17 protein-coding genes are annotated in these 23,561 nt (G+C 62.4%); 9 read left to right on the top strand and 8 right to left on the bottom strand.

Features of this window, described 5'->3' with window-relative positions:
• Positions 1-293: 293 nt before the first annotated feature.
• Entirely contained in the window at positions 294-1,091 is a 798-nt protein-coding gene (locus Pan216_RS02395; protein ID WP_145254294.1) for a DUF4384 domain-containing protein, read from the bottom strand.
• Positions 1,092-1,115: 24 nt separating this feature from the next.
• Positions 1,116-4,085: a serine/threonine-protein kinase gene (locus Pan216_RS02390; RefSeq protein ID WP_145254291.1), complete on the bottom strand. Its 2,970-nt coding sequence runs from the start codon at positions 4,083-4,085 to the stop codon at positions 1,116-1,118.
• A 547-nt stretch (positions 4,086-4,632) separates the two neighbouring features.
• Between Pan216_RS02390 and Pan216_RS02385 the strand changes: the two genes are divergently transcribed.
• Positions 4,633-6,153: a hypothetical protein gene (locus Pan216_RS02385; protein ID WP_145254289.1), complete on the top strand. Its 1,521-nt coding sequence runs from the start codon at positions 4,633-4,635 to the stop codon at positions 6,151-6,153.
• A gap of 82 nt (positions 6,154-6,235) precedes the next feature.
• Here the strand turns inward: Pan216_RS02385 and Pan216_RS02380 are convergent, their stop codons facing one another.
• The 3 genes from Pan216_RS02380 to Pan216_RS02370 are packed head-to-tail and all read right to left on the bottom strand — an operon-like array spanning position 6,236 to position 8,034.
• Entirely contained in the window at positions 6,236-6,772 is a 537-nt protein-coding gene (locus Pan216_RS02380) for an ExbD/TolR family protein (RefSeq protein WP_145254287.1), read from the bottom strand.
• Positions 6,772-7,272 (bottom strand): ExbD/TolR family protein, encoded by a 501-nt coding sequence (locus Pan216_RS02375; protein ID WP_145254284.1) that lies wholly within the window; start codon positions 7,270-7,272, stop codon positions 6,772-6,774. The genes Pan216_RS02380 and Pan216_RS02375 overlap by 1 nt, the downstream gene beginning before the upstream one ends.
• Positions 7,273-7,275: 3 nt before the next feature.
• A complete protein-coding gene (locus Pan216_RS02370) occupies positions 7,276-8,034 on the bottom strand; it encodes a MotA/TolQ/ExbB proton channel family protein (protein ID WP_145254281.1) in 759 nt (252 codons plus the stop codon).
• Between the two features lie 340 nt (positions 8,035-8,374).
• Between Pan216_RS02370 and Pan216_RS02365 the strand changes: the two genes are divergently transcribed.
• The 4 genes from Pan216_RS02365 to Pan216_RS02350 all read left to right on the top strand — a co-directional run bounded on the left by Pan216_RS02365 (position 8,375) and on the right by Pan216_RS02350 (position 14,877).
• The gene (locus Pan216_RS02365; protein ID WP_145254277.1) at positions 8,375-9,568 is read left to right on the top strand and encodes a hypothetical protein; all 1,194 of its coding nucleotides are present in this window, start codon (positions 8,375-8,377) and stop codon (positions 9,566-9,568) included.
• 175 nt (positions 9,569-9,743) lie between these two features.
• Positions 9,744-10,604: an SDR family oxidoreductase gene (locus Pan216_RS02360; protein WP_145254275.1), complete on the top strand. Its 861-nt coding sequence runs from the start codon at positions 9,744-9,746 to the stop codon at positions 10,602-10,604.
• A 287-nt stretch (positions 10,605-10,891) separates the two neighbouring features.
• Positions 10,892-13,021 carry a chemotaxis protein CheA gene (locus tag Pan216_RS02355; RefSeq protein ID WP_145254271.1) on the top strand — a complete coding sequence of 710 codons (2,130 nt, stop codon included), beginning with the start codon at positions 10,892-10,894 and terminating at the stop codon, positions 13,019-13,021.
• A 116-nt stretch (positions 13,022-13,137) separates the two neighbouring features.
• Entirely contained in the window at positions 13,138-14,877 is a 1,740-nt protein-coding gene (locus Pan216_RS02350) for an FMN-binding protein (protein ID WP_145254269.1), read from the top strand.
• 8 nt (positions 14,878-14,885) lie between these two features.
• Here the strand turns inward: Pan216_RS02350 and Pan216_RS02345 are convergent, their stop codons facing one another.
• Positions 14,886-16,520 carry a DUF6798 domain-containing protein gene (locus Pan216_RS02345; protein ID WP_145254266.1) on the bottom strand — a complete coding sequence of 545 codons (1,635 nt, stop codon included), beginning with the start codon at positions 16,518-16,520 and terminating at the stop codon, positions 14,886-14,888.
• A 298-nt stretch (positions 16,521-16,818) separates the two neighbouring features.
• Here Pan216_RS02345 and Pan216_RS02340 point away from each other — a divergent pair, with 298 nt between their 5' ends.
• Complete coding sequence (locus Pan216_RS02340) at positions 16,819-17,064, top strand: hypothetical protein (RefSeq protein WP_145254263.1); 246 nt, start codon at positions 16,819-16,821, stop codon at positions 17,062-17,064.
• Here Pan216_RS02340 and Pan216_RS02335 read toward each other — a convergent pair.
• Positions 17,028-17,756 (bottom strand): class I SAM-dependent methyltransferase, encoded by a 729-nt coding sequence (locus Pan216_RS02335; protein ID WP_145254260.1) that lies wholly within the window; start codon positions 17,754-17,756, stop codon positions 17,028-17,030. The two genes, Pan216_RS02340 and Pan216_RS02335, sit on opposite strands and share 37 nt — an antisense overlap.
• A 289-nt stretch (positions 17,757-18,045) precedes the next feature.
• Between Pan216_RS02335 and Pan216_RS02330 the strand changes: the two genes are divergently transcribed.
• The gene (locus tag Pan216_RS02330) at positions 18,046-19,302 is read left to right on the top strand and encodes a DUF481 domain-containing protein (protein WP_145254257.1); all 1,257 of its coding nucleotides are present in this window, start codon (positions 18,046-18,048) and stop codon (positions 19,300-19,302) included.
• Positions 19,303-19,400: 98 nt separating this feature from the next.
• On the opposite strand, the gene Pan216_RS02325 is transcribed toward Pan216_RS02330, so the two are convergent.
• A complete protein-coding gene (locus Pan216_RS02325) occupies positions 19,401-20,645 on the bottom strand; it encodes a BaiN/RdsA family NAD(P)/FAD-dependent oxidoreductase (protein ID WP_145254254.1) in 1,245 nt (414 codons plus the stop codon).
• Positions 20,646-20,784: 139 nt separating this feature from the next.
• On the opposite strand from Pan216_RS02325, the gene Pan216_RS02320 reads away from it, so the two are divergent.
• Both Pan216_RS02320 and Pan216_RS02315 read left to right on the top strand, forming a co-directional pair.
• Positions 20,785-22,926, top strand: a complete 2,142-nt coding sequence (locus Pan216_RS02320; protein ID WP_145254251.1) for a tetratricopeptide repeat protein — start codon at positions 20,785-20,787, stop codon at positions 22,924-22,926.
• Positions 22,927-22,938: 12 nt separating this feature from the next.
• Positions 22,939-23,442 (top strand): hypothetical protein, encoded by a 504-nt coding sequence (locus tag Pan216_RS02315; protein WP_145254248.1) that lies wholly within the window; start codon positions 22,939-22,941, stop codon positions 23,440-23,442.
• The last annotated feature ends 119 nt before the right edge of the window (positions 23,443-23,561 follow it).

Below are 23,561 nucleotides of genomic sequence, written 5' to 3'. Positions count from 1 at the left end.
TCGTTCGCGGCGGAGCGCCGCGATCGCTTGCTAGATGAACGTGGCCATGAAGACTTGTCGGCCGGTTCTGGACCGCGGGAGTTCCCGACCCACCCCCTCCTCGCTCATCGCGAGCCTTGAAGAGGAAGGGTCGACATCTTCCGCCAGCATAGGAGGCCTCGGCCCGTCGCCAAGTCGGAGGGCACGATCTCGCGAGGCCTGGAAGTGGGAAAGCCCGCCGAACGCGGGCTCACCGGAGATGAACGTGGCCCCACGAACAAGGCTCGCGGGGCCACTTGGTAGGTCGACGATCCTTACTTGCTGTTGAGCGGGATCTCGACGAAGAGGTCGGGCTTCTTGTTCTCGTCGAAGCTACCGACCAGGACCGTCTTGCCCTCGTCGGAGGACTCTTCGGGCGTCCACCGCAGACCGCGAAGGCGGAACTCGGGCATCTCGTCGAGGTTCTCGGCGAGTTCCTCGACGTTACCCGTCTTGGCCTCCTTGGCCTGCTTGCTCGAAGCCGACTCGAAGACCTTGTCTTGGGTCGTCTTGAGCTTCTTCTCTTCCTTGGTGCCGTCGGCATCCTCGAAAGCCTCTTCCGGGGTTAGCTCCGGACGCGGCTCCGGCGTCGCGTAGACAAGCAGCTTCTCGGTGCCCGGCGGAGGAACGACTTCGAAGTAGGTACCATCGTCGGGGATGACCTTCTGGCTTCCCTTCTTGACCATCGGCACACGTCCCTCATCGGCGGCGTCGGGCAGCAAGACGGTGCGGATTCCGTCCGGGCCTTCGTGGAAGACATAGACGTAGAGGTCACTGTCGGCTTCGATGATCAAGCGGAATTGCTCGGCGAGCGTGAAGGTGTGGTCCTTCTCGTTGACCACCTTCTCGGTGCCATCGCGGTTCATCAAGAGAATCTTGTAGTTCAGCGACGTGGCATTCTTGAGTCCGGTCAGCTTGGCGAGATCGCCGTGAACCCGGCCTGACTTGTCGACGCCGGCACGGATGATGCCGCGAGTGGTGAACTTCGGGGTACTCTCGTCGGCGTGCGACTCGAGACCGCTCAAACAGATCGCTCCGAGAGCGACCAACGTGGTGATGGCGAACCGTTTCATGATGACTCCTCGCTCGACAGCCACTCAAGGCTGCTCGACCATGTTAATCTCGACTGACTGCCGATACGCACCCTTGGTCGCGGACTGGCTATCGCGAGCCGGGTAGGGCTCCCCGCTCCGCAGCGATTCCACGACCTTTTGATAGATCGCCGGATCGGGAAACGCGGACTCGAACCTCGCTAGATCTTCCCGCGACATCAGGAAGGGCGGGACCACCCATCCTCCCAGAAATCCTTTTTGCGTGATTGTCCGGGTCATGCCCTCGGGGGCCGCGGGCAAGACATCCTCCGGATTCGTCGGGGTCACAAAGAGAACAAACCGATCCGTTCCCGGCGACTCCGCCGTGGTTCGGAAGAGATTGACGCCCTTGCTCTTCTCCAGTGGCTCCTTCCAGGCGAACAGGAACTGCTTGCCGCTGCTCTCGAAGACCAGCATCGTGAGGAAGCCCGAGATCTTCGGCTTGATGCGAAGGGTGACCTTCTTGCCGACCGCGATCGTGCGTGTGTCCACGCCATCGACGAGCGTCTCGACCGTCAACTGATCCTTCTTGCCGTCGTCGCCGATCGGCAACCAGAGCTTGTACGCGGCCAGGAACAACCTGGCGTTGTAGTCCTTTTTGGCATCGCCGACGGGCCTCAGACGGACGCCGTCGAAGACCCTCGCTCGGGTTAGCTTCTCGAGTTCCTCTTCCCAACGCTTGAACTCGCTTTCGCTTTGGAGTTCCTGGAGCGGGAGCCGACTTTCCATCGCTCGTTTCAGGATGGTCATGTTCGGCCACAGCTCGGGATACTCTTGTTGAACGCGGGCGAGCGTCTTGTCTGTCCGTTCTTGGATCAGTTTTCGGGTTTGCTGGCGGACAAGTTCTTGCAACTTGTCGAGTCCCGCCTTGTCGGTGACATCGTTGTCGAGCGACTCGACGACGAACTTGCGCAAGTCCCGCTCCGAGGGCCAGACGCTGGGCGTGCTGGCGGCGTAACTGGTCAACCAGTCGTCGGCCCGCATCTGCCAAGTCTGCTTCTCGAGTTCGGTCAGCGCCCCTTGCCACTGCTTCTCCGTCGCCTTCTCCCCGCTCGGAAGCCGCGAGTCGACAAATGACTTGACCCCCTTCAGGTCGGGCCAGACATCGGCGTTGACACGCTGGAAGGCGTCGAGTCGCTGGTCCCTTGTCTGGGCCTGCATACTCGCCGGGTCGCGCTTCTTTGTCTCCGCCTCCACAGACTCGCGCAGCCGCTTGAGACCATCGGGCGTCGCGAGCGTCTCTTGCGGGACCGTCGAGGCGGCAAAAGCCTCCAGCGCCGCGAGCTTGGGCCAAATCTTCGCGTGGGACCGCTGGTAGTCCTGGAGCCAACGGTTCGCTTCGTCGACGCGTTCGGTCCGCGCCGAGGCTTCCAGGGTGACGCGGTCCTCGAGTTGCTCCAAGTCACCGACCGAAGCGATCGCTCGCGGCGGATCGCCGTATGCGAACTCATCGAGTTGGGCTCGCTCTCCCCAGATCGCTTGATGTTTCGCGAAGTGACTGTCGAGCCATTGCCGCGACTCGGCCACGTAGTCGACCTTGGGCGGTGGCGCCGGGCTCCGCTTCAAGTACCAAACGCCGGCAACGAGGCCGAGGACCAAGAGAAACGCCCCGATAAGCCCCGTGCCGACCAAGAGCGCGGAGTTGCCCGGTCGTCCCACCGGCATCGGGGCGACGCTCTCCTCTCCCTGCTGCTGCGCGAAAGGCCACAGGTCTTCCAACAGCTCGGCGCAGTTGCCGTAGCGATCGCTCGGCTCCTTGGCGAGCATCTTGGCGAGGACGGCGTCCAATCCCGGCGGAATGTCCTTGCGAAAACTTGAGGCCTTGGGCGGATCGTCGTTCAGATGACAGAACATCAACTCATTGATGTTGTTGGCGAGGAACGGCATCTGTCCGGTGAGCATGTAAAAGAGCGTGCAGCCGAGACTGTAGATGTCCGAGGCCGCCGTCACGCTGGTCGGATCGGCCCATTGCTCGGGAGGCATGACCTCGGGAGTCCCCAGGCCCGCCGAATCCTGCGTCAGTTGCTGCGTCGTCTGAGCCCCGCCCGACGAGCTGACGAGCCGCGCGATCCCCATGTCGAGGACCTTGAGCTCGTTGTCGTCGGTGATCATGATATTGCTCGGCTTGACGTCGCGATGGACCACACCATGTTGATGGGCGTGCCCCAGCGCCTCGGCGACCGCGACGATCCGTTCGACGGCCCACCAGACGGGGATCGTGTCGGCATCGGCTTTCGCCTGTTCGACGATCGCCTTCATGTCCTGGCCCTTGACGTACTCCATCGCGATGAAAGCGGTGTCGCCCTCCCACCCGGCGTGATGAATCGTCGTGATGTAGCGGTGATTAAGCTGGGCGAGGACGCGGGCTTCGCGCTCGAAACGATCGAGGAGCTTGCTGTTGACGTGGGTCTCGCCGGGAGCGGTGTCGTGCTGCAACAGGGTCTTGACCGCTTCGACGCGGGGAAGATTGAGATTCCGCGCGAGAAAGACCTCCCCCATGCCCCCGGCACCAAGCCGGTCGAGGATGACGTAGTGCTGCAAGCGCAGAAGTTCGGCGTTGTCGGCGAGAATCTGACGGATCTGGAACGGGGTCAGCGCCGACAGCTTCAGGTCGCTGCCCGTGTACCACTCGGCGGGCAGATCTTGAAACCGATTGACGATGGCCCGCTGGTCGCTGGAACCGCCCGAAGCGCGAACCGCTTCGTCCCACTGCTCCTCGGTGATGAGCCGCAGTCCCAACAGTTTCGTGCGCAGCGCCTCGGCGTCGGCGAGGCCAGAACTCTCGGGAACGCCCACGAACGTCTTGTCATTTGGATCGTCGGCCCCAAGTGTCGGGGCATCGTCCGCGATTGGCGGGGGCGGGATTTCCGACTCGGTCGCCTCCGAAGGGGGCGGAACGTTCGGCACGCCGGGTTGCTCGTCGTCGCCTGGCGGCGGGTAGAGTGTCTGAAAATCGTCCGGGTGGTCAGGAGACAAGACCCTATTCCTCCTCGCGTCGGAAGGTTCGTGGTCGCGTGAGCGGACCGCCAAACAGACCGCTGAACTTTCTGATCCCCGCTTCCTGCGACTGTCTGCTCGCCGATCCCTGGAACCGCGCCAAGGTTGCGGCGCCACCTCGGTCGACTCGGTCGACTCGGTCGTCCGGACTGCACGGATCCTCCGTGCGAGCGGCTTCGGTTAGTCCCCGAACGGGGTCCGCCGCCGGAATCGTCTCGAGGAGAGCCCACGATCCCCTCGAGCCGGGTTTCCTCTTTCCTCGATTATTACCGTCGCGCGGTCCATCGTGAACCGAGAAACGTCCTTCGGGAGCGGGTCGAGACAAACCGGGGGCGAGCGTCGGGGCGATCTCGGTATGCAAAACCGTCACGATCGTCACCCCTTTTCATCATCGGCGCCCATTGTGCATGATTTGCCCAGAAACTTGGCCTAAGGGAATGGGGATCGCCCGATGTATCAGGACATCGAGGGGACATTGACGGACATCGTATGGATTCACATCCCCAACCAAGGAGGGTAAAGAGTCATGTCGAGGACGATGTGTGCCTTGCTGGCCGCCATCTTCGTTTCATTGGCGGTGGCCGAGACCGGTGAAGCCGGCTGGTTGAAGAAACGACGCTCCTGCTCGTCGTGCGAAACATGCCCTCCGGTGATGACCGTCGAGCCGTCGACCCCGTCGACCGCTCCGGAAACCATCACGCCGGAGTCGACTCCCTCGGACCAGCCGATGGCGCCGGATCAGATGCCGGCTCCCGAGCAGGCCGACTTGCCCGCTCCCGACGTCCCCGATCTCCCCAATGACATGAACGACTTGCTCGCCTCCAACATGGGAGCGGCCACGGCCCCTCAAGCCGCGGCTCCTTACATGATGGGCGACCTCTTCGGAATCGGCGGCAACTACTTCCTCGGCTTCCAAAACGCCGACGGTGACGGCGTCAGCGCCAACAACTCGACCCCGATCAATGGTGGTCGTCGTTTGAAGATCACCGAATCGACGAGCCCGATGCCGCGCGATCGCGTCTTCCTTCTCTACAACTTCTTCCGCGGTGCTTTCCGGACCGACTCGCCCGCGAGCAACGTCAATCCGCTCGGATCGGGCACCGGAGCGACTCCCGACGCACCTTCCTCGGTCGGCACGGGAAACATCGACGGCCAGGGCAAGAACTGGGACGATCATCGCTTCATCTTCGGTCTGGAGAAGACCTTCATGGACGGGATCTTCTCGGCCGAAGTCCGAATCCCCTACTCCTACACGCTGACGACGAACCTGAACGTCACCGACAGTGGAGCCCCGGGCGTCCTCGACAACCAGCTCGATAACATCACCGCTTCCGGCAAGGCGTTGCTCTATCAAGACCAACACTTCGCCCTCTCGTGCGGCATGACGGTCAATACGCCGACGGCCGACGATGTCGTGATCAATCAGCAGTTCATCGCTCGTCAGGGTGCCACCGGCGGCTCCGGGCAGGTCATCTCTCCGCGCCTGGTCATCCGGAACGAATCGGTTCACTTCTCGCCGTTCCTCGGGTACTTGATCTCCCCGACCCGGCGTGCCTTCTTCCAGGGATTCGTCCAGTACGACTTTCCTCTCAACAGCAACACCGTCCGCTTCACCCCGACCAACGACGGCGTGACCGGCCCGACGCAGCACTTCCTGCTCGACGATCAGCAGTTGCTGAACCTCGACTTCTCCATGGGGTACTGGTTGATGCAACGCGAGTGTGGGTTCGTTCAGGGGATCGCCCCGATCTTCGAGATCCACTACACGACGACGCTCAACAACGCCGACTTGATCCCGATCCAGGACAACTCGAACAACTCGAACTACCGCGGTATCGTCGGCAACACGCTCAACCGCCTGGACGTGGTCAACGCGACGGTCGGATCGACCTTCCTGATGTGCAACCGGACGTACATGACCGTTGGGGCCTCGGTTCCGCTCAACCGCGGGGACCACAACTTCCTCTACGATTGGGAATTTCTGCTTCAGCTCAACTACCAGTTCGGCCCGCGGCGCTCGCTCGCGTCGGAGAGTCCGATCTTCTAGGGGGAAGTCGAACGACAAAAAGCACCAAAGGCCCGGCGACAACGTCCGGGCCTTTGGCATTTCTTGGCTCAACGCGAGCGAGTTATGGAGGCGGCGCGTCGGCCCCTCCGCCGGCTCCTCCCGAGAGCGCGCTGGGCGCCTCGGCGAAGAAGATCTTCTTGATCCCCGCCTTGTAGCAGGAGTCGATCACTTCGATGAGGTAGCGATACTTGAGCTTGGGCGAGGCGACGATCGTGGCGGCCTCGAGCCGATCGCCGGTCGCGCCACCGATGGCGCCGGCGGTCAACTGAAGCTGACTGGAAAGCTGACTCGCTTGAATTTGCCGACCCTCAAGACGGACGCTCGCGAGCGAACCGTTGGGGCCGGCTCCCAAGGCGATGGTGACGTCCTCGAGAATCTCTTCTTCCTCGTCGGGAAGGCTGACTTCCTTCTCCGACTTGGTCTGCTGCTCCTGCTTCTCAATCTGGGGAGGAGGCAGGGCGATGTCGAAGTTCTTCTCCGGCTTGGGCGGATTGAACGTCACCACGAAGTAGGCGAGGATATTGAAGATGAGGTCGAGCATGGAGGTCAGCTTCGACTCGGCCTCTTCGGGAGTTTCCCGCGTGCTACGCCGACCCACTACGCCTCCTCCTCTTCCGCCGCCTTGAGCTGGAACTTGCTAAAGCCCGCCGCGCGACACATGTCCATCACGCGCCTGAAAATCTCGTATTCGACCTCGCGGTCGACACGGACAATGACAGTGGTGGAGAGGCCCTCCTTCTTCCAGTCGACGCCGCGTGCTTTCTGCGACTCCTTCTGCAAGAGCCCTTCCTTGCGGATGAGCTTGCCGAATTCGGTCCAGCCCTTCGCGTCGGATTTGCTCAAGTCGAGATCGAGGCCCCAGCCGAGCAGGTGGCCCCTACTATCGACGTTGACGTTGATCGAGTCGGGAATCTGATCGTCGGTCAAGACCTGGGCCGAAGCCGCCACCGGAAGCTTGATCTTCTGGGCGGCTTCGTCCTTGGCGAGCGTCATCAGCATCACGAAGAAAGTGATGAGCTGAAAACAGACGTCGATCAGTGGTGTCAGGTCGGCTTCGGATTCCTTGCCCCCGCCGCCGACCTTGGAACGACGCGCCATCCGCTATTTCCCTCTCGCTTCAAGAGCACGGGAGAAGCGCCACAAGTAGCTCTCGCCGAGCTGCTCGACCTCGAACGCCAGTCGAGCGACGCGATTCTTGAACAGGGAGAAGAAGAAGATGGCCGGGACCGCGATCACGATCCCTTCGAGCGTGGTGACCAGCGAGAGGCCGATGTCCTTGGCCAGTTCGGCCGGACGGGGCTGACCACCCTGGGCGATCTGTTGGAACGCCAGGATCATCCCGAGGACCGTTCCCAAAAGTCCGACCATCGGGGCGACGGCGCCGATCGTCGCGACCGGAGAGACGCGGTGTTCCATCTCCATCCGACCATCCTCGGCGACGGTCATCAGGGCGTCCATCCCCCGATCGAATCCGTGAGACAAGCGTTCCACGCCCGCCGTCAAGGCCCGCGCGAAGAGCGAATTATCCGCCTTCACCACCTCGTAGGCTTCCTTGAATCGCTTTTCGGTCAACATCGCGTCGATGTTGGCCACCAACTCTTGCGGCACCACCTTCGGCAACCGCAGTTTCGTGAAGTTGTTGAACACAAGCGTCACGAGATAGACCGAGATCACCAGCATCAAGAAGAAGAAGGTTGGCGATGCCTGAAACACGTAGATCAGGAAGTTCGGCGCTTCGGCAGGGACCTCGCTCTCCGTTTCCTGCGCCAGCACTGCGGCCTGACTGAACATGAGCAGGCCGAGCAGCAACGCGCTGCAAAGCCAATATCTCCTACGAAGCCCTCGTTGCTCCGGTATCATCTATGTCCCCCGATAATGTTCCGTTCCCGAAGTCGACGAGAAGGAGGTAAAAACGCCAAGTACCGATCTTTGACGCCGTGTGCGCCCGGATGGTTCCCAAACCGAGCAATTGTTGTCTTCGACAGCGGTGCCGGTTACCCTAAACGGGTGGAGTTGGGGTGTCAAGCGTCAGAGCCGCTAACCGGGAACATTCCCGGTTCTTCCCACGTCCAAGGAGAGAATAATCGCTCGTTGGCTGGTGGGCGTGGCGGCATCGAGTGGCCATGGGAACCGGTCCCCAACAACCAATTCACTCGCGTCGCGTTCACCAGGCTCGGAAATCGTCAACAAAGGAAGGTTCATGCCGCGTCGGTCGTCGAAAATCCCCCCCCTGCTCGGGAAACGGGAGATCGCCCATCTGCTCTTCCTCGTGGCCGCGATGGTCTTCGTGATCATGGCGATTCGCGAGGTCCGCGATCCCTCGCTGATGCGGCAGCTCTTCCTCGAGGAGCCCGTCGACGCGGAGTTGGTTCGCATCGAACCCGGCCCCGCCGACCAACCCCAAGACGAACGGTTCGTCCAAATCGAAGGGCTGCCCGAAGGTCTTCCGAACTTGGGCGCCGGCATCGTCCAAGTCGCCGCGATCGGTGACGAGAACGAGGCCCCGGCCGAGGTGCCCAAGGGTGACGGAAAGGATGCCTTCAACCCGCTTGGACTGGTTCAGACCGAGGAATGCACCGAGGTCAACAAGGTCTATTTGGATGAGGTTGAAGACGAGGTCGACGAGCCGACATCGGGCAGCCAAAAACGCAAGCTGACGCGAGCCCAACTCCGGGAGCGCAAACGCAAGTCGACGCCCGCCCTCTTCCAACTCCTCTGCGTCGCCTCGACAACCCCTCCGAAGGTCCTCGCGGGCAAGGTCCGCCGCGATATCTTCATCACCAACTTCTACAAGGATCCCGACGCCTACCGCGGGACGCCGATCCATGTCGTGGGAGCCTTGCGACGACTCGAGATCGAGGCGGAAGATCTGGAGTTCAAGAACCCCTACGGATTGGACAAGTTCTATCGGGCCTGGATCTTCGTCGACGATATCGACGTCCCGATCGTCGGGCTCTTCACGCAGTTGCCCGAGGGGATCGAACCGGGCCTCGATGTCTCCGAACGGGTCTCGTTCGACGGGATGTTCCTGAAATTGATGGAATTCAAGGCCGCCGACGGAAGCTGGTACGCCACCCCCATGCTGATCGGCAACAGCTTCAAGGTCATTCAGCCCCCCGAAGAGAAGATCAGCACCGACATCATCATCTTCATCGCCGTCTTACTCTCGCTGATCGGGGTCGGCTTGGTCGCCTTCTGGTATATCACCAAACGCGACGAGCAATTCTCGGCGGAGTTGCGAAGCACCGCGACGGAAACGCCCGACTTCTCCGCACCGCCCCCGTCGGACGTGGAACCACCCCACCCAACCGACGAGCCCCCCGCGCCCGATCCGCCGGAGTTCACCAACGAGGACCATCCGGAGGAGAACCCTCCGCAGTCCTTCAACGAGTGAGCCGCCGGAGGTCGGGTTGTAGCGTCTGGTCAAGCTTTCCCGGCGTCGCCTTTCGGCATCCTTGGCGATCGCGTCCGGCTCGCATTGCAAGCGGGCCGATGCCCGTCACAATGGGGACGTCGCTGACGACGTGACGTCGAAACCACCGCGTCGATCAGCCATCCAGGGGCCAACCATGCGACGCGATCTTCATCAAAAACGAATCATCATCACCGGTGCCTCCAGCGGGATCGGACACGCTCTGGCGCTCGCCGCCGCCGCGGAGGGAGCACGACTCGTGCTGGCCGCTCGTTCCGAGGACAAGCTCGAGGGGCTCCTCCAGACGATCACCAACGCGGGAGGCGAGGCGATCGCCGTCCCGACCGACGTCACCGACTCGAGTGATCGCGAGCGCCTCTTTCAGGCCGCCGTCGAGACCTACGGCGGCCTCGATGTGCTGGTCAACAACGCCGGCATTGGTGCCCATGGGCACTTCGTCGACCTCGAAAGTGACGTTCTCCGTCGCGTCATGGAGGTCAACTTCTTCGCGACGGCCGAGAATTGCCGACACGCCATCCCGCTACTCGCGCGGGGCGAACAGCCGCTGATCGTCAACGTCAGCTCGATGGCGGGCCGGCGCGGCGTCCCCGCATGGAGCGACTACTCGGCGAGCAAATTCGCGGTCTGCGGGTTCTCCGAAGCCCTCCGCGCGGAACTGGCTCGTTTCGACGTCGACTTGATGCTCGTCGTTCCCGGCCTCACCCGAACATCGCTGGCCGAGAACCTGCTCGCCCATAAGGGGCGCCTTCCGCTCCATCGGGACGCGGGCATCCCGCCGGAAGTCGTCGCCGACCGCATCGTGTCCGGCATGAAGCGGAATAAGAAGGAACTGCGGATCGAGAAGGATGCCCGGCTCCTACTCTTAGTCAACTGGCTTTGCCCCCGCTACGTCGATTGGCGAATGTCGAAAGTGGTCCGCAAGCTGTACGCCGAAGAGCTCAATGAGCTGCGTGCCTCCAAGGAAGCGGCTCCCGTCGCCGCCACCGCGCCCCACTAACGCGTTGGCATTCCCCCCCTTTCTTGGGGTGGCCCGCAGGCGCATCCAACGGCCACCAGAACAGTTTCATTGAATTGACGAACTTCCAATCCCGCACGCGCACATCTTGTGGGCTAGGCTATACTCACATGGTCTCGAAGAATGCGCGTCGGATCGGGCAGAGAGCGGTTTCGCTCTCGATGAATCAAGTGGGCCGCGACGCGAAGGCAATATGGGCTGGGGCGGACTCCGATCGTTGCCCCACGCCGCCAGCGACGGAACGCTGAACGAAGGACTCGAAATCCTCCATGAGCTCCGATCGTTCGCTTGTCGAAGACTTTCTGGCGGAATCGTCGGAACTGCTCGAGGGACTCGAGGGAGAACTCTCCGAGGTCCTCTCGACCGGGGACTTGTCTCGTCTGCACCTCGTCTTTCGTGCCATTCATACCATCAAGGGAACCGCCGGCTTCCTCGGCTTCCTCAACGTCAAGAACTTCGCCCACATCGTCGAGGACATCCTCGACCGCTTGCGTTCCAACCAACTTTCCCTGACCCCGGACTTGAACCAACGTCTGGTGCATTGCATTGACCTGGTTTCGAGCCAAATCCCCCGAGCGGCGTCGAACCCGCCCACGAGCGACCTGCGCCACGAGGAGTCCGAGGCGCTCGACTCCCTCAAGAGGGCGGCCGCCGAGGCGGACGGGTCGGCGGACCTGTCTGGCGAACTCCTTCGCGACATCGCCCGGCACGTCAACTCCTTCGATGGTGACGGCGTCGATGAGTGGATCGCGGAACTGCAAGCCTTGGTCGCGGACGTGTCGCTCGAGGAGGAGACGTCGGACGAGGAGGACTGGATTGCCGTGGGCCTCGAAAGCCGTTTCGAAGTCGACGGCGTCGATGTCACCGAGCAGGCCCACGCGACCCTAGCCTTCTTCGCCGGTTCCAGCGAGGACTCCTTTCCCAACGACGTGGTCGAGGGATTTCTCGAGAAAGGGACCGCTCTGGTCGCCCTGCTCAAGGAGAAGGGGCACGCTGACGGGGCCGAACAATTCGAACAGGCCATCACCGATTGCCGGGTGATCCACGAGAGCCCGCTCGATTTCGACGAGTTGCTCGTCTCGACCTTCGCCGAGAAGGTTCAAGCGGTCCTGCCTTCTTTCCGCGTCGCCGCCCCCGAGCAAGTGGAGGAGAAGCCGGCCGACACTGAACAAGCGGCGCGCGAGGCGACCACCGACGAGGGCTCTCCCAAACGATCCATCGCCGCCACCGTTCGGGTCCGCGAAGAAGTGCTCGATCAGTTCGTCTACCATGTCGGCGAAACGCTACTCACGGTCGAACTCTATCGCGACCTGCAACATCGACTCGGCGAGACCGACGTTGAGACGCATTTTCTGTCCGAGTTCAACGAGATCAACCGCGAACTCGCGATCACCGTCAACAAGCTCCAGCAGTCGGTGATGGACGTTCGTCGGGTCCCCGCCGGCGTCTTGCTGCAGCGTGCCCCGGGAATGGCGCGTCAGCTCGCGTCCGAGCTGGGCAAGGAGATCGAGGTAGTCGTCGAGGGCGCCGACCAACTCATCGACAAGAGCTTGCTCCAGGAACTCGAAGGCCCCTTCACACACCTACTGCGGAACGCCCTCGATCACGGCATTGAAACACCCGAGGAGCGAACCCAAACCGGGCGACCAGCCCAGGGCCACCTCCGCGTCTCCTGCCGAACCGACCGCGAGACGGTCCTGATCGAGATCGAGGACAACGGCAAGGGAATCGATTGCCAAGCAATTCTTCAAAAGGCGATCGACAAGGGCGTGGTCAACGAAGTAGAAGCCGCGCTTCTGAGCGAGGACGAGATCCGTCTACTCTTGTGCCGCCCAGGATTCTCCACCGCGCGCACCGTCTCCGACATCTCCGGACGCGGCGTCGGGCTCGACGTCGTCCTCTCGACGATCGAACGCAACCGAGGTCGACTGCGGATCGACTCGGTGTTCGGCAAGGGGACGACCTTTGTCCTCTCGTTCCCGATTTCCAGCACGGTCCTGATGATCGATGGGCTGCTCTGCGAGAGCAACGGTCAATTCGCGGCCTTCCCCGTCGACTTCGTTCAAGAGGTCGTCCATCTGACGCCGACGATGCTCAGCACGATCGGCGGCTCGGCGGTCGCCGTCATTCGGGACAAGACGCTGCCGGTCGTTCCTCTGGGCGGCCTACTGGGAAATGGCAACCGCAACGGCTACAGCAACGGCATCGTCCTGACACATCACGGTCGGGGCGTCGTCTTGACGGTGGAACGGCTGACCGGCTACCGCAAAATGGTGCTGAAGAACTTCGATCGCGACTTGGTCGATTGCAAACTCCTCTCGGGGGTCGCGCAACTGGGCGGCCAAAAACTCGGTCTCGTCTTCGATGTCCCCGAATTGATCCGCTGCCTCGACAATTGAACGACTCTTCGACTTGATCCTTCGGCCAGCTCGGCGATGATGCGGGGAAGTTAACTCCCCGGCATCCAATAAGCTCTTGGAGGAAGACTCCTCCGCGATCACCGAAAGCGCCTCGCATGGCCGACCGTTCGCCCAACGAACTCTCCATCCTCGAATCGCCGAGCCCGCCGCGCGGCACCCCGTGGAGGCGCTGGGGGCTCCACCTCCTTCGCTGGACGCTCGTTCTGGCCATTCTCTGCCTGATCCGCGCCAATCACCAACGCCACCTCGCCGAGGAGAAAGCCCAGCGCGAAGTCAGCGCCGGCGTCGACTCGGTCCTGCCCTTCTTTCCCCGCGCGGCCCGCTTCACCGGAACCGACCCCGTTCGGGGCGGACGCTATGTCGTCGACGAGGATGGCACCAAGCTCGGGTATGTTCTGCAAACCTCGCCGATGAGCGACGACATCATCGGCTACTCGGGACCGAACAACACGCTCATCGCCTTCGGGACCGACGATCGCGTGGTCGGGATCGACCTCGTCTCCTCGGGAGACACCGAGGACCACGTCGCGCAAGTCGTCGCTCACGCCCCCTTCATGACGGGATTCAACGGGTTGACGTGGGAGGATCTCGAGCAGCTCGAGTCAGTGCAAGCGGTTTCGGGCGCGACGTTGACGAGCCTGGCGTTGGCCGAAGGAGTTCTCTACCGCGTCCGAGGATCGAAGCCGTCGTTTCGCTTCCCAGATCCGGTGACGCTCAAGGAGATCCAACGGCTCTTTCCCGACGCGAACGCGTTTCGGCCAACCCCCGCGTCCCAGGAACTTCTCGAGATTCGGGATACGGACGATCGGAGGGTTGGGTTCGTCGCGCGCACGTCTCCGAGAAACGACCATCGCATCGGCTATCGCGGCCCGACCGATGCCCTTCTTGGGATCGATCCGACGGGGAACCACGTCACCGGCATCGCGATCAAGGAGAGCTACGACACGCCAGTCTACGTGGAGGATGTGACGAGCGATTACACCTTCATGCGTGGCTTTCGCGAGATGCCCCTCGAGGAACTGGCCTCTTGGGAGGAGAAGGACACCCAGGCACACGCGGTCTCCGGGGCGACGATGACCAGCGCGGCCCTTGTCGACTCGCTCGCCGCGAGCGCCCGCTCGATTCTTTATCATCGGGAGGCTCCCGCGACGCCCGTCTGGGAGCCACGACTTCGGGATCTCGGGCTGGGGATCGTCGTGGTGGTGGGGCTGATGCTCAGTTTCTCCAACCTGCGCGGCAAGCTCTGGCTGCGTCGTCTCTTCCAGGTCTTTCTCGTGCTCTATGTCGGGTTCGTCAGCGGCGACTTGCTCTCGCAAGCCCTCTTGGTTGGCTGGGCCGAGCATGGCGTTCCGTGGCGAATCGCCACCGGTCTGGTCCTGGTCGGCGCCGTTGCTTTTCTCGTCCCGCTGACGACGAAGAAACAGTGGTATTGTCACCACTACTGCCCCTACGGCGCCGCGCAGGAGTTGGTGAAACAACGTCTGCCGTGGCGTTGGAAGATACCGCATCGACTTCATCGCCTGCTGAAACTGACTCCGCTACTGCTGCTCGCATGGGTCCTGGTGGTGACCTTTCGTCATCTCGACGTCGACCTGGCCTCGATCGAGCCCTTTGACGCCTTTATCTTCCGTGTCGCTGGTTGGGGCACGATCGCGGTCGCCGTTGCCGGGCTGATCGTCTCGCTCTTCGTGCCGATGGCCTACTGCCAATACGCATGTCCGACGGGGGCGTTGCTGAAGTTCCTTCGCTTCAACAACCGCAGCGATCGCCTTGGCGGCGGTGACTGGGCGGCGATCCTCTTGCTGGCAACGGCGCTGCTACTGAGCCTTCCCTGACAGAGTCCTCAGCGGTCCTTGGCCGGGGAGGTCGTTGCCGGCTCTTCGCCCTCGAGCGAATAGACCCGAAAGTAGTCGTTCTCATAGAGGACGGGTAACGAGAGCGGCGGCGTCGCCCTGGTGACGGCATGGGTCGCTCCGAGTTGGGCACCGACGCTCACCAAGTGATCGGGGTCTTTCTGGTTGAGTTTCGAGCGTTGGCTCAGCGACTTGACGTCGCCGTGGAGCCGCCGATTTCGCTCCCGCCATTCGACCACGCTCGCGGCATCCTGCGGGACCTGCTTCCAGTTGACGACTTCTCCCCGCCCGGCGTACCAGCCGAGCGTGCGCCAGTTCGCGTCGGTCAAGAAGACGGCATCGGGCGGCGTGTTCTCTTCGATCCAGCGACACGTTTCCCTCCACGCGCGGTAGGACGCCCGGTTGGCTTCGTCGCTGTCGAGGTCTTGATGAAAGATGTGCGGCAGGCCGATTCGCCAGTTCTGCCTGATGCGATCGATGCTGTTCCAGCCGCCGACCGCCAACGCGATCAGGAGCACGCCGATCGCCCAACCCCGTCGACGTTCCCACAGGGACTCAACGAGCAAGCCCACCCCTAGACAGAGCCCCATCGGGACCGTGATGTCCGCGCTGCGAAACCAATAGTAGCGCAGCAGCGAGGCTTGCGCCGCCGCGTCGTTTCGAGTCAACCAGACAATGGCCAGTCCCGCGATCGTGATCGCGCACGAGATGACGACGAAGAGCTGAAATCGCCGTGAGGACTCGTGCCGGAGCGACCAGGGAGCGATCAGCAACCACGCGCCGATCGTCAGCAGATAGCGGCGGACCTTCTCCTGCTTGAAGGCGGGTGGGTAGAGATGATGCGGAAGTCGCTCGTGCACGTGGATCACGTTCGCCTGGGCCACGACCTCGGGGTCGACCTCGCGATTGAGCATCAGCGCGGGAATCAGCCCCGCCGAGGCGAGGACGAGTCCGACGAGGCCTCCCACGAGGAGCGACTTCCACGACTCGTCCCGGCGACCGACCAGGATCCAGACCGCCGCGAGCACCAACGCCGCCCAGCCTCCAACCAGGACATGCAGTGCCGTCGCCAAGCCGAGCCAGACGACCGCGACGCTCCAGCGCCCGCGCACCGCGTTGGCCAGTCCCCAGAAGACGAACGCCCACGCGAACCCCTTCGACTCGGCGCCGCCAATGACCCATTCGCCGGCCATCGATGTGTTTCGTTGTAGGCCCGCGAAGAGCAATGCGGAGACGACGGAAAAACCCGGAAAGGGCACAACGGCGCGGTTCAGCACGACCCACCCCAAGGCGAGAAGCGACCATTCGGCGAAGCGAACCGCCCACGCGTAGAGATCCATCGGTAGGAAATTGGCCAACCACCCAACCAGGATGTAGAAGACGGCGTGGGCATCGGCGGTCGACAAGAAGAAGTCGCCACTGTTCCACTCGGGTTGCCAGAAGTGGCGGGCCTTGGAGAGATAGTGGTCTTCGTTGTAGCCTGGGACGATGCGCGACCCACCGACGATGGCGAAGATCGTCAAGACGAGGAGGAACTCGAGAACGAACGGGAAGCTTGGGCGCGGCGGCGTCGACTCGTCCACTCCCTCCGGTCGTGTCTCTCCCATCTCTTCCACGTGGCTCATCGACTCCTCCTCGACCTCAATCTCTCTCGTCGCGGCACCGCGTCCCAATGGCGGAAAGACGTGCCGGGAGGATGAACATACTTTCCCAACGAAAGTGACGCGAGTTCAACTTGTCCGCGGCGAAAGTTCGCAGGAAAAGGCGAACCAATCGTCGCCCACGTACCACGCTCTTGAAGAAAGCGGAACGAAAACTCCTTCCACTCTGCGCTCGGTGGGTTCGATGCCATAAAATGAAGAACAGAAGAAGCGGATCTCTTGGTCAACCGCTTCCCATTCCTCACCTCGGCGAGGGCCTGACATGGAAGAATGGATCGATTTCATTGAGCGACTGCACGAGGAGGGACAGATCTCCTCGGCGACCAGACAACTGGTCGAGAACGGCGTGATCGAGGTTTGCCCGATCTGCTTGGCGCTCAACGCCTTTTCCCAACGTCACGCCAACGATCTGGAAGGTATCGTCGTCGGTTCGCACCAACAGGGCGGGTGGACTTGCGGCCAGTGCGGCACTCAGCTCCCCGAACGAACCTCTCCCTTGTCCAACTGACACCCAGCCTCACCCTCGGTCGCCACCGACGAGATCAACTCGCAAGTTCCTCGGCTCCGCGTGAGCCAGGGCTCGAAGGGTCTCGGTCCACAGATCAAGCGGCCGAGTTCGTAGCGGATCCTCGTCGAGAGCCGAAGCGGTTCCGCCGCGTAGTCGTCGATTCGTCCTTGTAGCTCCGCGAACGTCGCCTCCTCGATCGCGTGACGACTACCGATTCCCCAGACGTGCGTCGGCCGTTTTCCCAGCCCTTGCGTCCCCACCACGCGACTCGGATAGCCTTCCAGCACCAGCTTCATCGCCTCGGGGGTCCAGCGCCAATAGTCGTTGGGATAGGCATGGATGTGAAAGCAGAACGGGACGCTGAGCAGCAAAAATCCGTCGTCCGCCAAAACCTCGTCGAGCTGATCGAGCGCCTTCCAGAAGTGTCGCGTGTGCTCGAGCACGCTGAGGGCGATGATCGTGCCGACCTTTCCCACGCCCACCGACTCGGAGAGCCGCTCCGCGTTGGCGACCAGGTCGACCCCCGGCCCCGGCCTCATGTCGGTCCCGAGGTACTCCTTCCCGGGAAAGAGCGAACGCAAGCCGAACCGTTCCTGCCCCTCCACCAGGTAGGAGCCAACCTCGACGATCGGCTCGGGAAAGTCGAAGGTCTCCGCCGCCGCTCGAACGACTCCGTAGAGGTACTGATTCATTCAGAATGCTCTCGACCTGGTTGGACTACGCGACGGGCCGCCGTGGGATGGAACCAACATCACCCAGCAGACCATCGGGATTGGCTCGCTCCTCGCTTGCTTCGCATAGAGGATTCGTTTATGAATCGAGCGCGGGCTGTCCCTTCCGGGGAAGCGAGCCCGTCCCCCCATTGGGGGATACGAGAAAGTCGGGACTGTAGGCACCTTCCGCTCCCAGACAACGCTGGTGCGACCCCTCCCTCAGCCCCGATTCCACCCAAAACGCCCAAGCCATGCACACCGTGGAGTCATGACGTCCTTGAAGCTCTCCCTCTGGCTCGTGCTTCTGTTCAACGGCTCGCCCGGGATGGACCCGAGCGGCGCGCCGGAAGCGGCTGCGCCTCGGCCGGCGAACTGGGAAGACGTCGAGATCATTGAGATCGACTCGTTGCCCATGCGCGGCTACCTCACCCCTTCTCCCGAGGGCGCCGCCAAGCCATCCCAGGACACCAAGACTTCCCCCGGCGCCTCGTCCGCCGACAAATCGCCATCGACGGACTCGAGTGACTCGGCCGATTCGAGCGCACCGAAACTCGGTCCTCCCAACAAGCTCCAACGTCTCAAGCGCCTTCGTCAATTCGAGTATGAAGTGGAAGTCGTCGCTCGCGACGCGGCGGAGATCGTCACGGTGAGGGCGTCCGACGTGCCGCCGGTGCTCGGGACCCTTCTGGGCCCGATTCGAGATGCCAATTTGCTCCTTCCCGCTCCGCTCGATCCGTTCGGCGAGAATCCCATCGACGCCAACGAACTACCCGAGCGCGAACCCGAGTTTTCGTTCCAGAAACAGCGGCAGCTTCTCGGGACAAAGCTCGCCTCGCGGGTCGACACGGACGAGTCCAAGTCGGTGTGGAACTGGGAAGCCGAAGCAGGAGGTTCATTCCGCCAGGGTAACGTCTCCTCGACCAACGTCCAGGGGGCGTTCCGTACCAATCGTCGCAGCAAGCTCGGTTTCTTCTCGGCGTCGATCAACGGCTACTTCGACAAACAGCAGAACGCCGACCTCAATCAACGGGCCGTCGCGCAAGTAACGCTCGATCGCAATCTGCGCGGCCGTTGGGTCGTCTATGGCAAGGATGACCTCGAGCATGACCAAGCGGCCCAGGTCATCATCCGAAATGTCTCCTCCTCGGGGTTGGGCTACCGTTTCATCGACCGACTCGAGGAACGGCTCTTGGTCCGCACCGGCCCGACCCTCTCCCAAGTCGTCTATACGCAAGAGGCCGAGACGCCCAACGAGCTGCGAAGTGGTTGGCTACTGGAGGGAGAATACCGGCGTCTGATCGGCGAGAGTGCCCGCATCGAGTGGTCCGGCACCGCTTTTCCCGACTTCAACAGCGAGCAAGCCGTCCGCGTCAACAACGATGCCGCGATTCTCTTTCCGATCGGCGGCGTCACCAGTCATTGGAAGTGGAAGATCGGCGTCAATCACCGCTACCAACTCGACCCGGTCAACGATGCCAAGCCGAGCGACGTCACCGCCTACTTCAACATCCTCTACGCGAATTAGGACTCTGTTCCAACTGATGTTGGCCTATCCCTTGGCAATGGATGACAAGCAGCCAATGGCACCCGAAGGAGAGCGGTTGACGAAGCGGGCGTGCTCGCTCACTCGACCTTCTCCCCCGCGAGCCAACCGGTGCTGAAGGCGGCCTGGAAGTTGAATCCTCCGATGCGCCCGTCGAGGTCGAGCACCTCGCCCGCCCAGTAGAGTCCCTTAACCAGCTTGCTTTGCATGTCGCGTGAATCGACCTCGGCAAGCGAGACCCCTCCGGCGGTGACCTCGGCCTTCGCGAATCCCTTGGTCGACTCGACGGGCAGCTCGAGCGACTTTATCCTCTCCACCACGGCGCGACGTTCCCCACGAGTCAACTCCGCGAGCCGCCGCTCGGAAGGAACGCCCGCCTTCTCCACGAGAAGTTCGACGAGCCGACGCGGGAGCAACTCGCCGAGCATTACCGTCAACGAGCGTTTGCCGTTGGCCAACGTCTCGGACCGCAGACGTGACTCGAGGCTCTCCAGGTTCGTCTCGGGGAGGAAGTCGCAGAGAATCCGCAACTGTTTCGGGGTCGCATGAGCGCTGATCGCTCGACTCATGTCGAGGATCACTGGCCCCGAGAGGCCGAAGTGCGTGAAGAGCAACGACCCGCGATCCTGACCCAAGATCCCCTTCTTCCGCGATGCCGCCCTGGTATCGAGAAGACGGACGGCGACATCCTCAATCGTGATTCCCTTGAGGTCCCTCAGCTTGGCATCGTCGATCATCACCGGGACGAGTGCCGGGCGTGGCGTCACCACGCGATGCCCGAAGGATTTCGCCCAGCGGTAGCCGTCGCCGGTCGTCCCACAGCCCGGGTAGGACATCCCGCCCGTCGTCACGATGACACTGCGCGCGATCACGAGCCCGCTTGAGGTTCGCAGCACGAACGCCTCTCCCGCACGATCGATGTCCTCCAGGGTATTGTCGAGCGAAAGGGCCGCGCCGCTGCGAGTCAGTCGTCCGAGGAGGGCCCGCTGAACATCGAGAGCACGGTCACTGGCGGGGAAGATCTTGCCGGTCGCCTCTCTCTTTGTCGCGACGCCCTCGTTCTCGACGAGTTTGATGACGTCTTGGGGAGAGAGGGCCGCGAGCGCCCCGTGCAGGAACTTGCCGGAGTTGCCGAAGGCCTTGACGATGCCCCGCGCGTCGGTGGCATGGGTCAGGTTGCAGCGAGTTCCCCCGGAGATGAGGATCTTCACCCCCGGCTTGCGGTTTTTCTCGAGCAAGATCGTCCGCTTGCCCCTCTCGGCGGCACGCGTCGCGGCGAGCAACCCCGCCGCCCCCGCTCCGATGACCGCGACATCCCAATCCATCCCGGAACGCACTCCCGTGGGGACTTTCGCCGACCCCCTGGCCTCGTGGTGACGAGGCGCTAACAATGCCCGTCATTGACTCGTATAGTAACCGGGCCATCGGACAAGGTTGACCATTGACCGCGGAAGCTCCTCCATCATGACCCAGGCTCTCAGCAAAGCCGCGCGTGGCTTCATGTACCTCCAGTCGGGCGAAGTCAACGAAGCCGAACGGCTTCTTGAAGAGGCCCAACGCGAGGATCCCAACAACAGCGAGATCCCGTTCATGCTCGCCATGGTCGCCCGCCAGCGGGGCGATCTCGATCAGGCCATCGCACGGTTGCGGGACGTGGTCCGAGCCCACCGAGGGAACCCCCAGGCTCACTTTCAACTCGGGCTAACCCTCGCCGGGCAAGGGAGCTTCGACGAAGCGATCCAGGCGCTGAACGACTGCCTGGCCCTCACGCCGAACTTCACCGACGCTCGCTTCCAGCTTGGGCGGATCTACGCGTCGTGCGGACGCTGGCAGGAGTCGCTCGCCTCCCTTGAGGACGCGCTGCGCCTCGATCCCAAGTCGGTCCCGATCCACGAGTTCATGGGCCAACTGTTGACCACGCTCGGGCAAATGGACCGAGCGATGTCTCACTTCCAGACGGTGGTCGACCTACAGCCCAACTCGGCCGATGCCCAGTGCAATCTTGGCGCGGCGTACGTCAACGCAATGCGGTTCGAGGAGGCCGCCGCTTGCCTAAATCGCTCGTTGCAGATGGACCCCAACAGCGCGGAGACACACCACAATATCGGCGTGATGCTCACCAGTCAGGGAGAGCCCGAACAAGCGCTTCCCTATCTGCGAAAGTCCTTGGAACTCCAACAGGACTTCGCCCCGGCCCTCAACAGTCTCGGCGCGGCACTGCAAAAGTGCGGACGAATTCAAGAAGCACTCGAAAGCTACGACAAGGCATGCGAGCTAATTCCCAAATATCCCGACGCCCGCTTCAACGCCGCCCAAATGCGACTCTTACTGGGGGATCTTGAGAAAGGGTTCGAGGAGTACGAGTGGCGCTGGGCCCACGCCCCGATGCGGCCATTCTCCCAACCGTTTTGGGATGGTTCATCACTTCGCGGACAAACGATCCTGCTCCATGCGGAACGTGGAATCGGAGACACGCTGCAGTTCCTCCGCTACGCGCTCTTGGTCAAACAACAAGGGGCGCGCGTGCTCGTGGAGTGCCAACCGGAGTTGACCCCTCTCTTGCGGCTGACGCCGGGGATCGATCAATTGATCCCGCAGGGGGAACCGTTGCCTCACTTCGATGTCCATGCTCCCCTGTTGAGTCTTCCCCGAATCTTCAAGACGACGCTGGAGTCGATTCCCGTTCCCATCCCCTACTTGTTTCCCCGCGACGAGCTTGTCGACCACTGGGCGACGAGGCTTCCCAAGAGCGGTTTTCGGGTCGGGATCGCCTGGCAGGGTAACCCTGACTTTCGCGAGGACGCCGATCGCTCCATCCCACTGGCAGCCTTCGAGCCACTCTCGCGCGTCCCTGGGATCACGCTCATCAACCTTCAAAAGGGACACGGCCGCGACCAGCTCGATCAGTTCTCCCAAACTTGGCCAATCGTCGATCTCGGCCTCGACGTCGACGAGTCGTCGGGACCCTTCATGGACACGGCGGCGATCGCCTCCCAGCTCGACTTGATCATCACGTCCGACTCGGCGATTCCGCACTTGGCGGGCGCCCTGGGCGTTCCGGTCTGGGTCGCACTCCCGATCGCGTGCGATTGGCGGTTCATGCTCGAGCGGGCCGACTCCCCATGGTATCCCACGATGCGACTCTTCCGGCAGACGCAACGCGGCGACTGGGGCGGCCTCTTCGCCGAGATCGCGATGGTCCTTGAAACGCTGACGAGTTCGGTCCCGCAAACGACGAGTGTCAGCATCAACGTCTCGCCAGCCGAGCTGTTCGATCGACTGACGCTCTTGGAGCTCGCGGACGAAACGACAACCGATCCCGCGACGCGAAGCCGGCTTCAGCAACAACGAGAGGAGCTTACTCGACGAGCCTCGCTGCTGGGCGATCCGGCTGAGATCATGCCGATCCTCAGCGAGCTACGTGAGACACATCGCCTCCTTCACGAGGCCCACCGGCGACTCCGCGATGTCGACCTCGCGAGCCCGGAATCTCCCATGCTTCGCGATGCCGTGGAGACCATCCGGAGCGCCACCGCGAAACGAGCCGACGTCTGTGGACGGATCGACGGTCTCTTCGGAAGTGACCGGGTGCCCATTGGCTGGTGAGGTGACAGAGACTTGCGAGAGACCATCGCGATGGGATCGGAAGAGCCGGCTCGGGTCATGCGGCACGTTCCGCAACGGACCAAGGTCGATTGCGGCGTCGCCGTGCTCGCGATGTTGGCGGACGTGAGCTACAAGCGGGCGGAGCGAACTCTTCGAGAGGTTTCCTTCATGCCCCCTGGCTTAATCGGCGATGGCGTCACCGAGCAGAACTTGCTGCTCTCGCTCGTTCAGTTGACAAGCCAATGGTGGCAACTCGGCTTTGGTGGCGGGACTTCCTTGGCCGAGTGGGAGCGACCCGAGGATCGCGCGGCGATCGTCGTCTCCCCGAACGGGCGAACCAATCTACACTGGGTCGCCTACGAAAAGGGTGAGATCTACGATCCGCACTCCGACGGGAGTTGTTCCCTCGTGGACTATGAGCGTGCCCATTGGAAAGTGAAGACGACGTTACGTCGCGATCAATCGAAATTGGGCGAGTTTCAACTACGCCAGATGGAAGCGTTTCGTATCTTCTGACCCAAGTGACGCGTGGACGCGGCGCCGGCTCCTTCATCGAATCTTCACTTGAGGAACTCGGCGAGATACCTCAGTTTTTTGGTTCTGCCGCAAGAACGCCCCCTCCTCTAAAAGCGGAG

It is taken from the genome of Kolteria novifilia (assembly GCA_007748055.1).
GTDB lineage: Bacteria > Planctomycetota > Planctomycetia > Kolteriales > Kolteriaceae > Kolteria > Kolteria novifilia.
The sequence above is the reverse complement of the archived record's forward strand: the minus strand, read 5'-3'. Positions and strand labels throughout refer to the sequence as shown.

Coding starts and splice junctions, on each gene's coding strand:
- Pan216_RS02395 (WP_145254294.1), bottom strand. CDS start 1,091: ATGAAACGGTTCGCCATCACCACGTTGGTCGCTCTCGGAGCGATCTGT.
- Pan216_RS02385 (WP_145254289.1), top strand. CDS start 4,633: ATGTCGAGGACGATGTGTGCCTTGCTGGCCGCCATCTTCGTTTCATTG.
- Pan216_RS02375 (WP_145254284.1), bottom strand. CDS start 7,272: ATGGCGCGTCGTTCCAAGGTCGGCGGCGGGGGCAAGGAATCCGAAGCC.
- Pan216_RS02370 (WP_145254281.1), bottom strand. CDS start 8,034: ATGATACCGGAGCAACGAGGGCTTCGTAGGAGATATTGGCTTTGCAGC.
- Pan216_RS02365 (WP_145254277.1), top strand. CDS start 8,375: ATGCCGCGTCGGTCGTCGAAAATCCCCCCCCTGCTCGGGAAACGGGAG.
- Pan216_RS02360 (WP_145254275.1), top strand. CDS start 9,744: ATGCGACGCGATCTTCATCAAAAACGAATCATCATCACCGGTGCCTCC.
- Pan216_RS02355 (WP_145254271.1), top strand. CDS start 10,892: ATGAGCTCCGATCGTTCGCTTGTCGAAGACTTTCTGGCGGAATCGTCG.
- Pan216_RS02350 (WP_145254269.1), top strand. CDS start 13,138: ATGGCCGACCGTTCGCCCAACGAACTCTCCATCCTCGAATCGCCGAGC.
- Pan216_RS02345 (WP_145254266.1), bottom strand. CDS start 16,520: ATGAGCCACGTGGAAGAGATGGGAGAGACACGACCGGAGGGAGTGGAC.
- Pan216_RS02340 (WP_145254263.1), top strand. CDS start 16,819: ATGGAAGAATGGATCGATTTCATTGAGCGACTGCACGAGGAGGGACAG.
- Pan216_RS02335 (WP_145254260.1), bottom strand. CDS start 17,756: ATGAATCAGTACCTCTACGGAGTCGTTCGAGCGGCGGCGGAGACCTTC.
- Pan216_RS02330 (WP_145254257.1), top strand. CDS start 18,046: ATGACGTCCTTGAAGCTCTCCCTCTGGCTCGTGCTTCTGTTCAACGGC.
- Pan216_RS02325 (WP_145254254.1), bottom strand. CDS start 20,645: ATGGATTGGGATGTCGCGGTCATCGGAGCGGGGGCGGCGGGGTTGCTC.
- Pan216_RS02320 (WP_145254251.1), top strand. CDS start 20,785: ATGACCCAGGCTCTCAGCAAAGCCGCGCGTGGCTTCATGTACCTCCAG.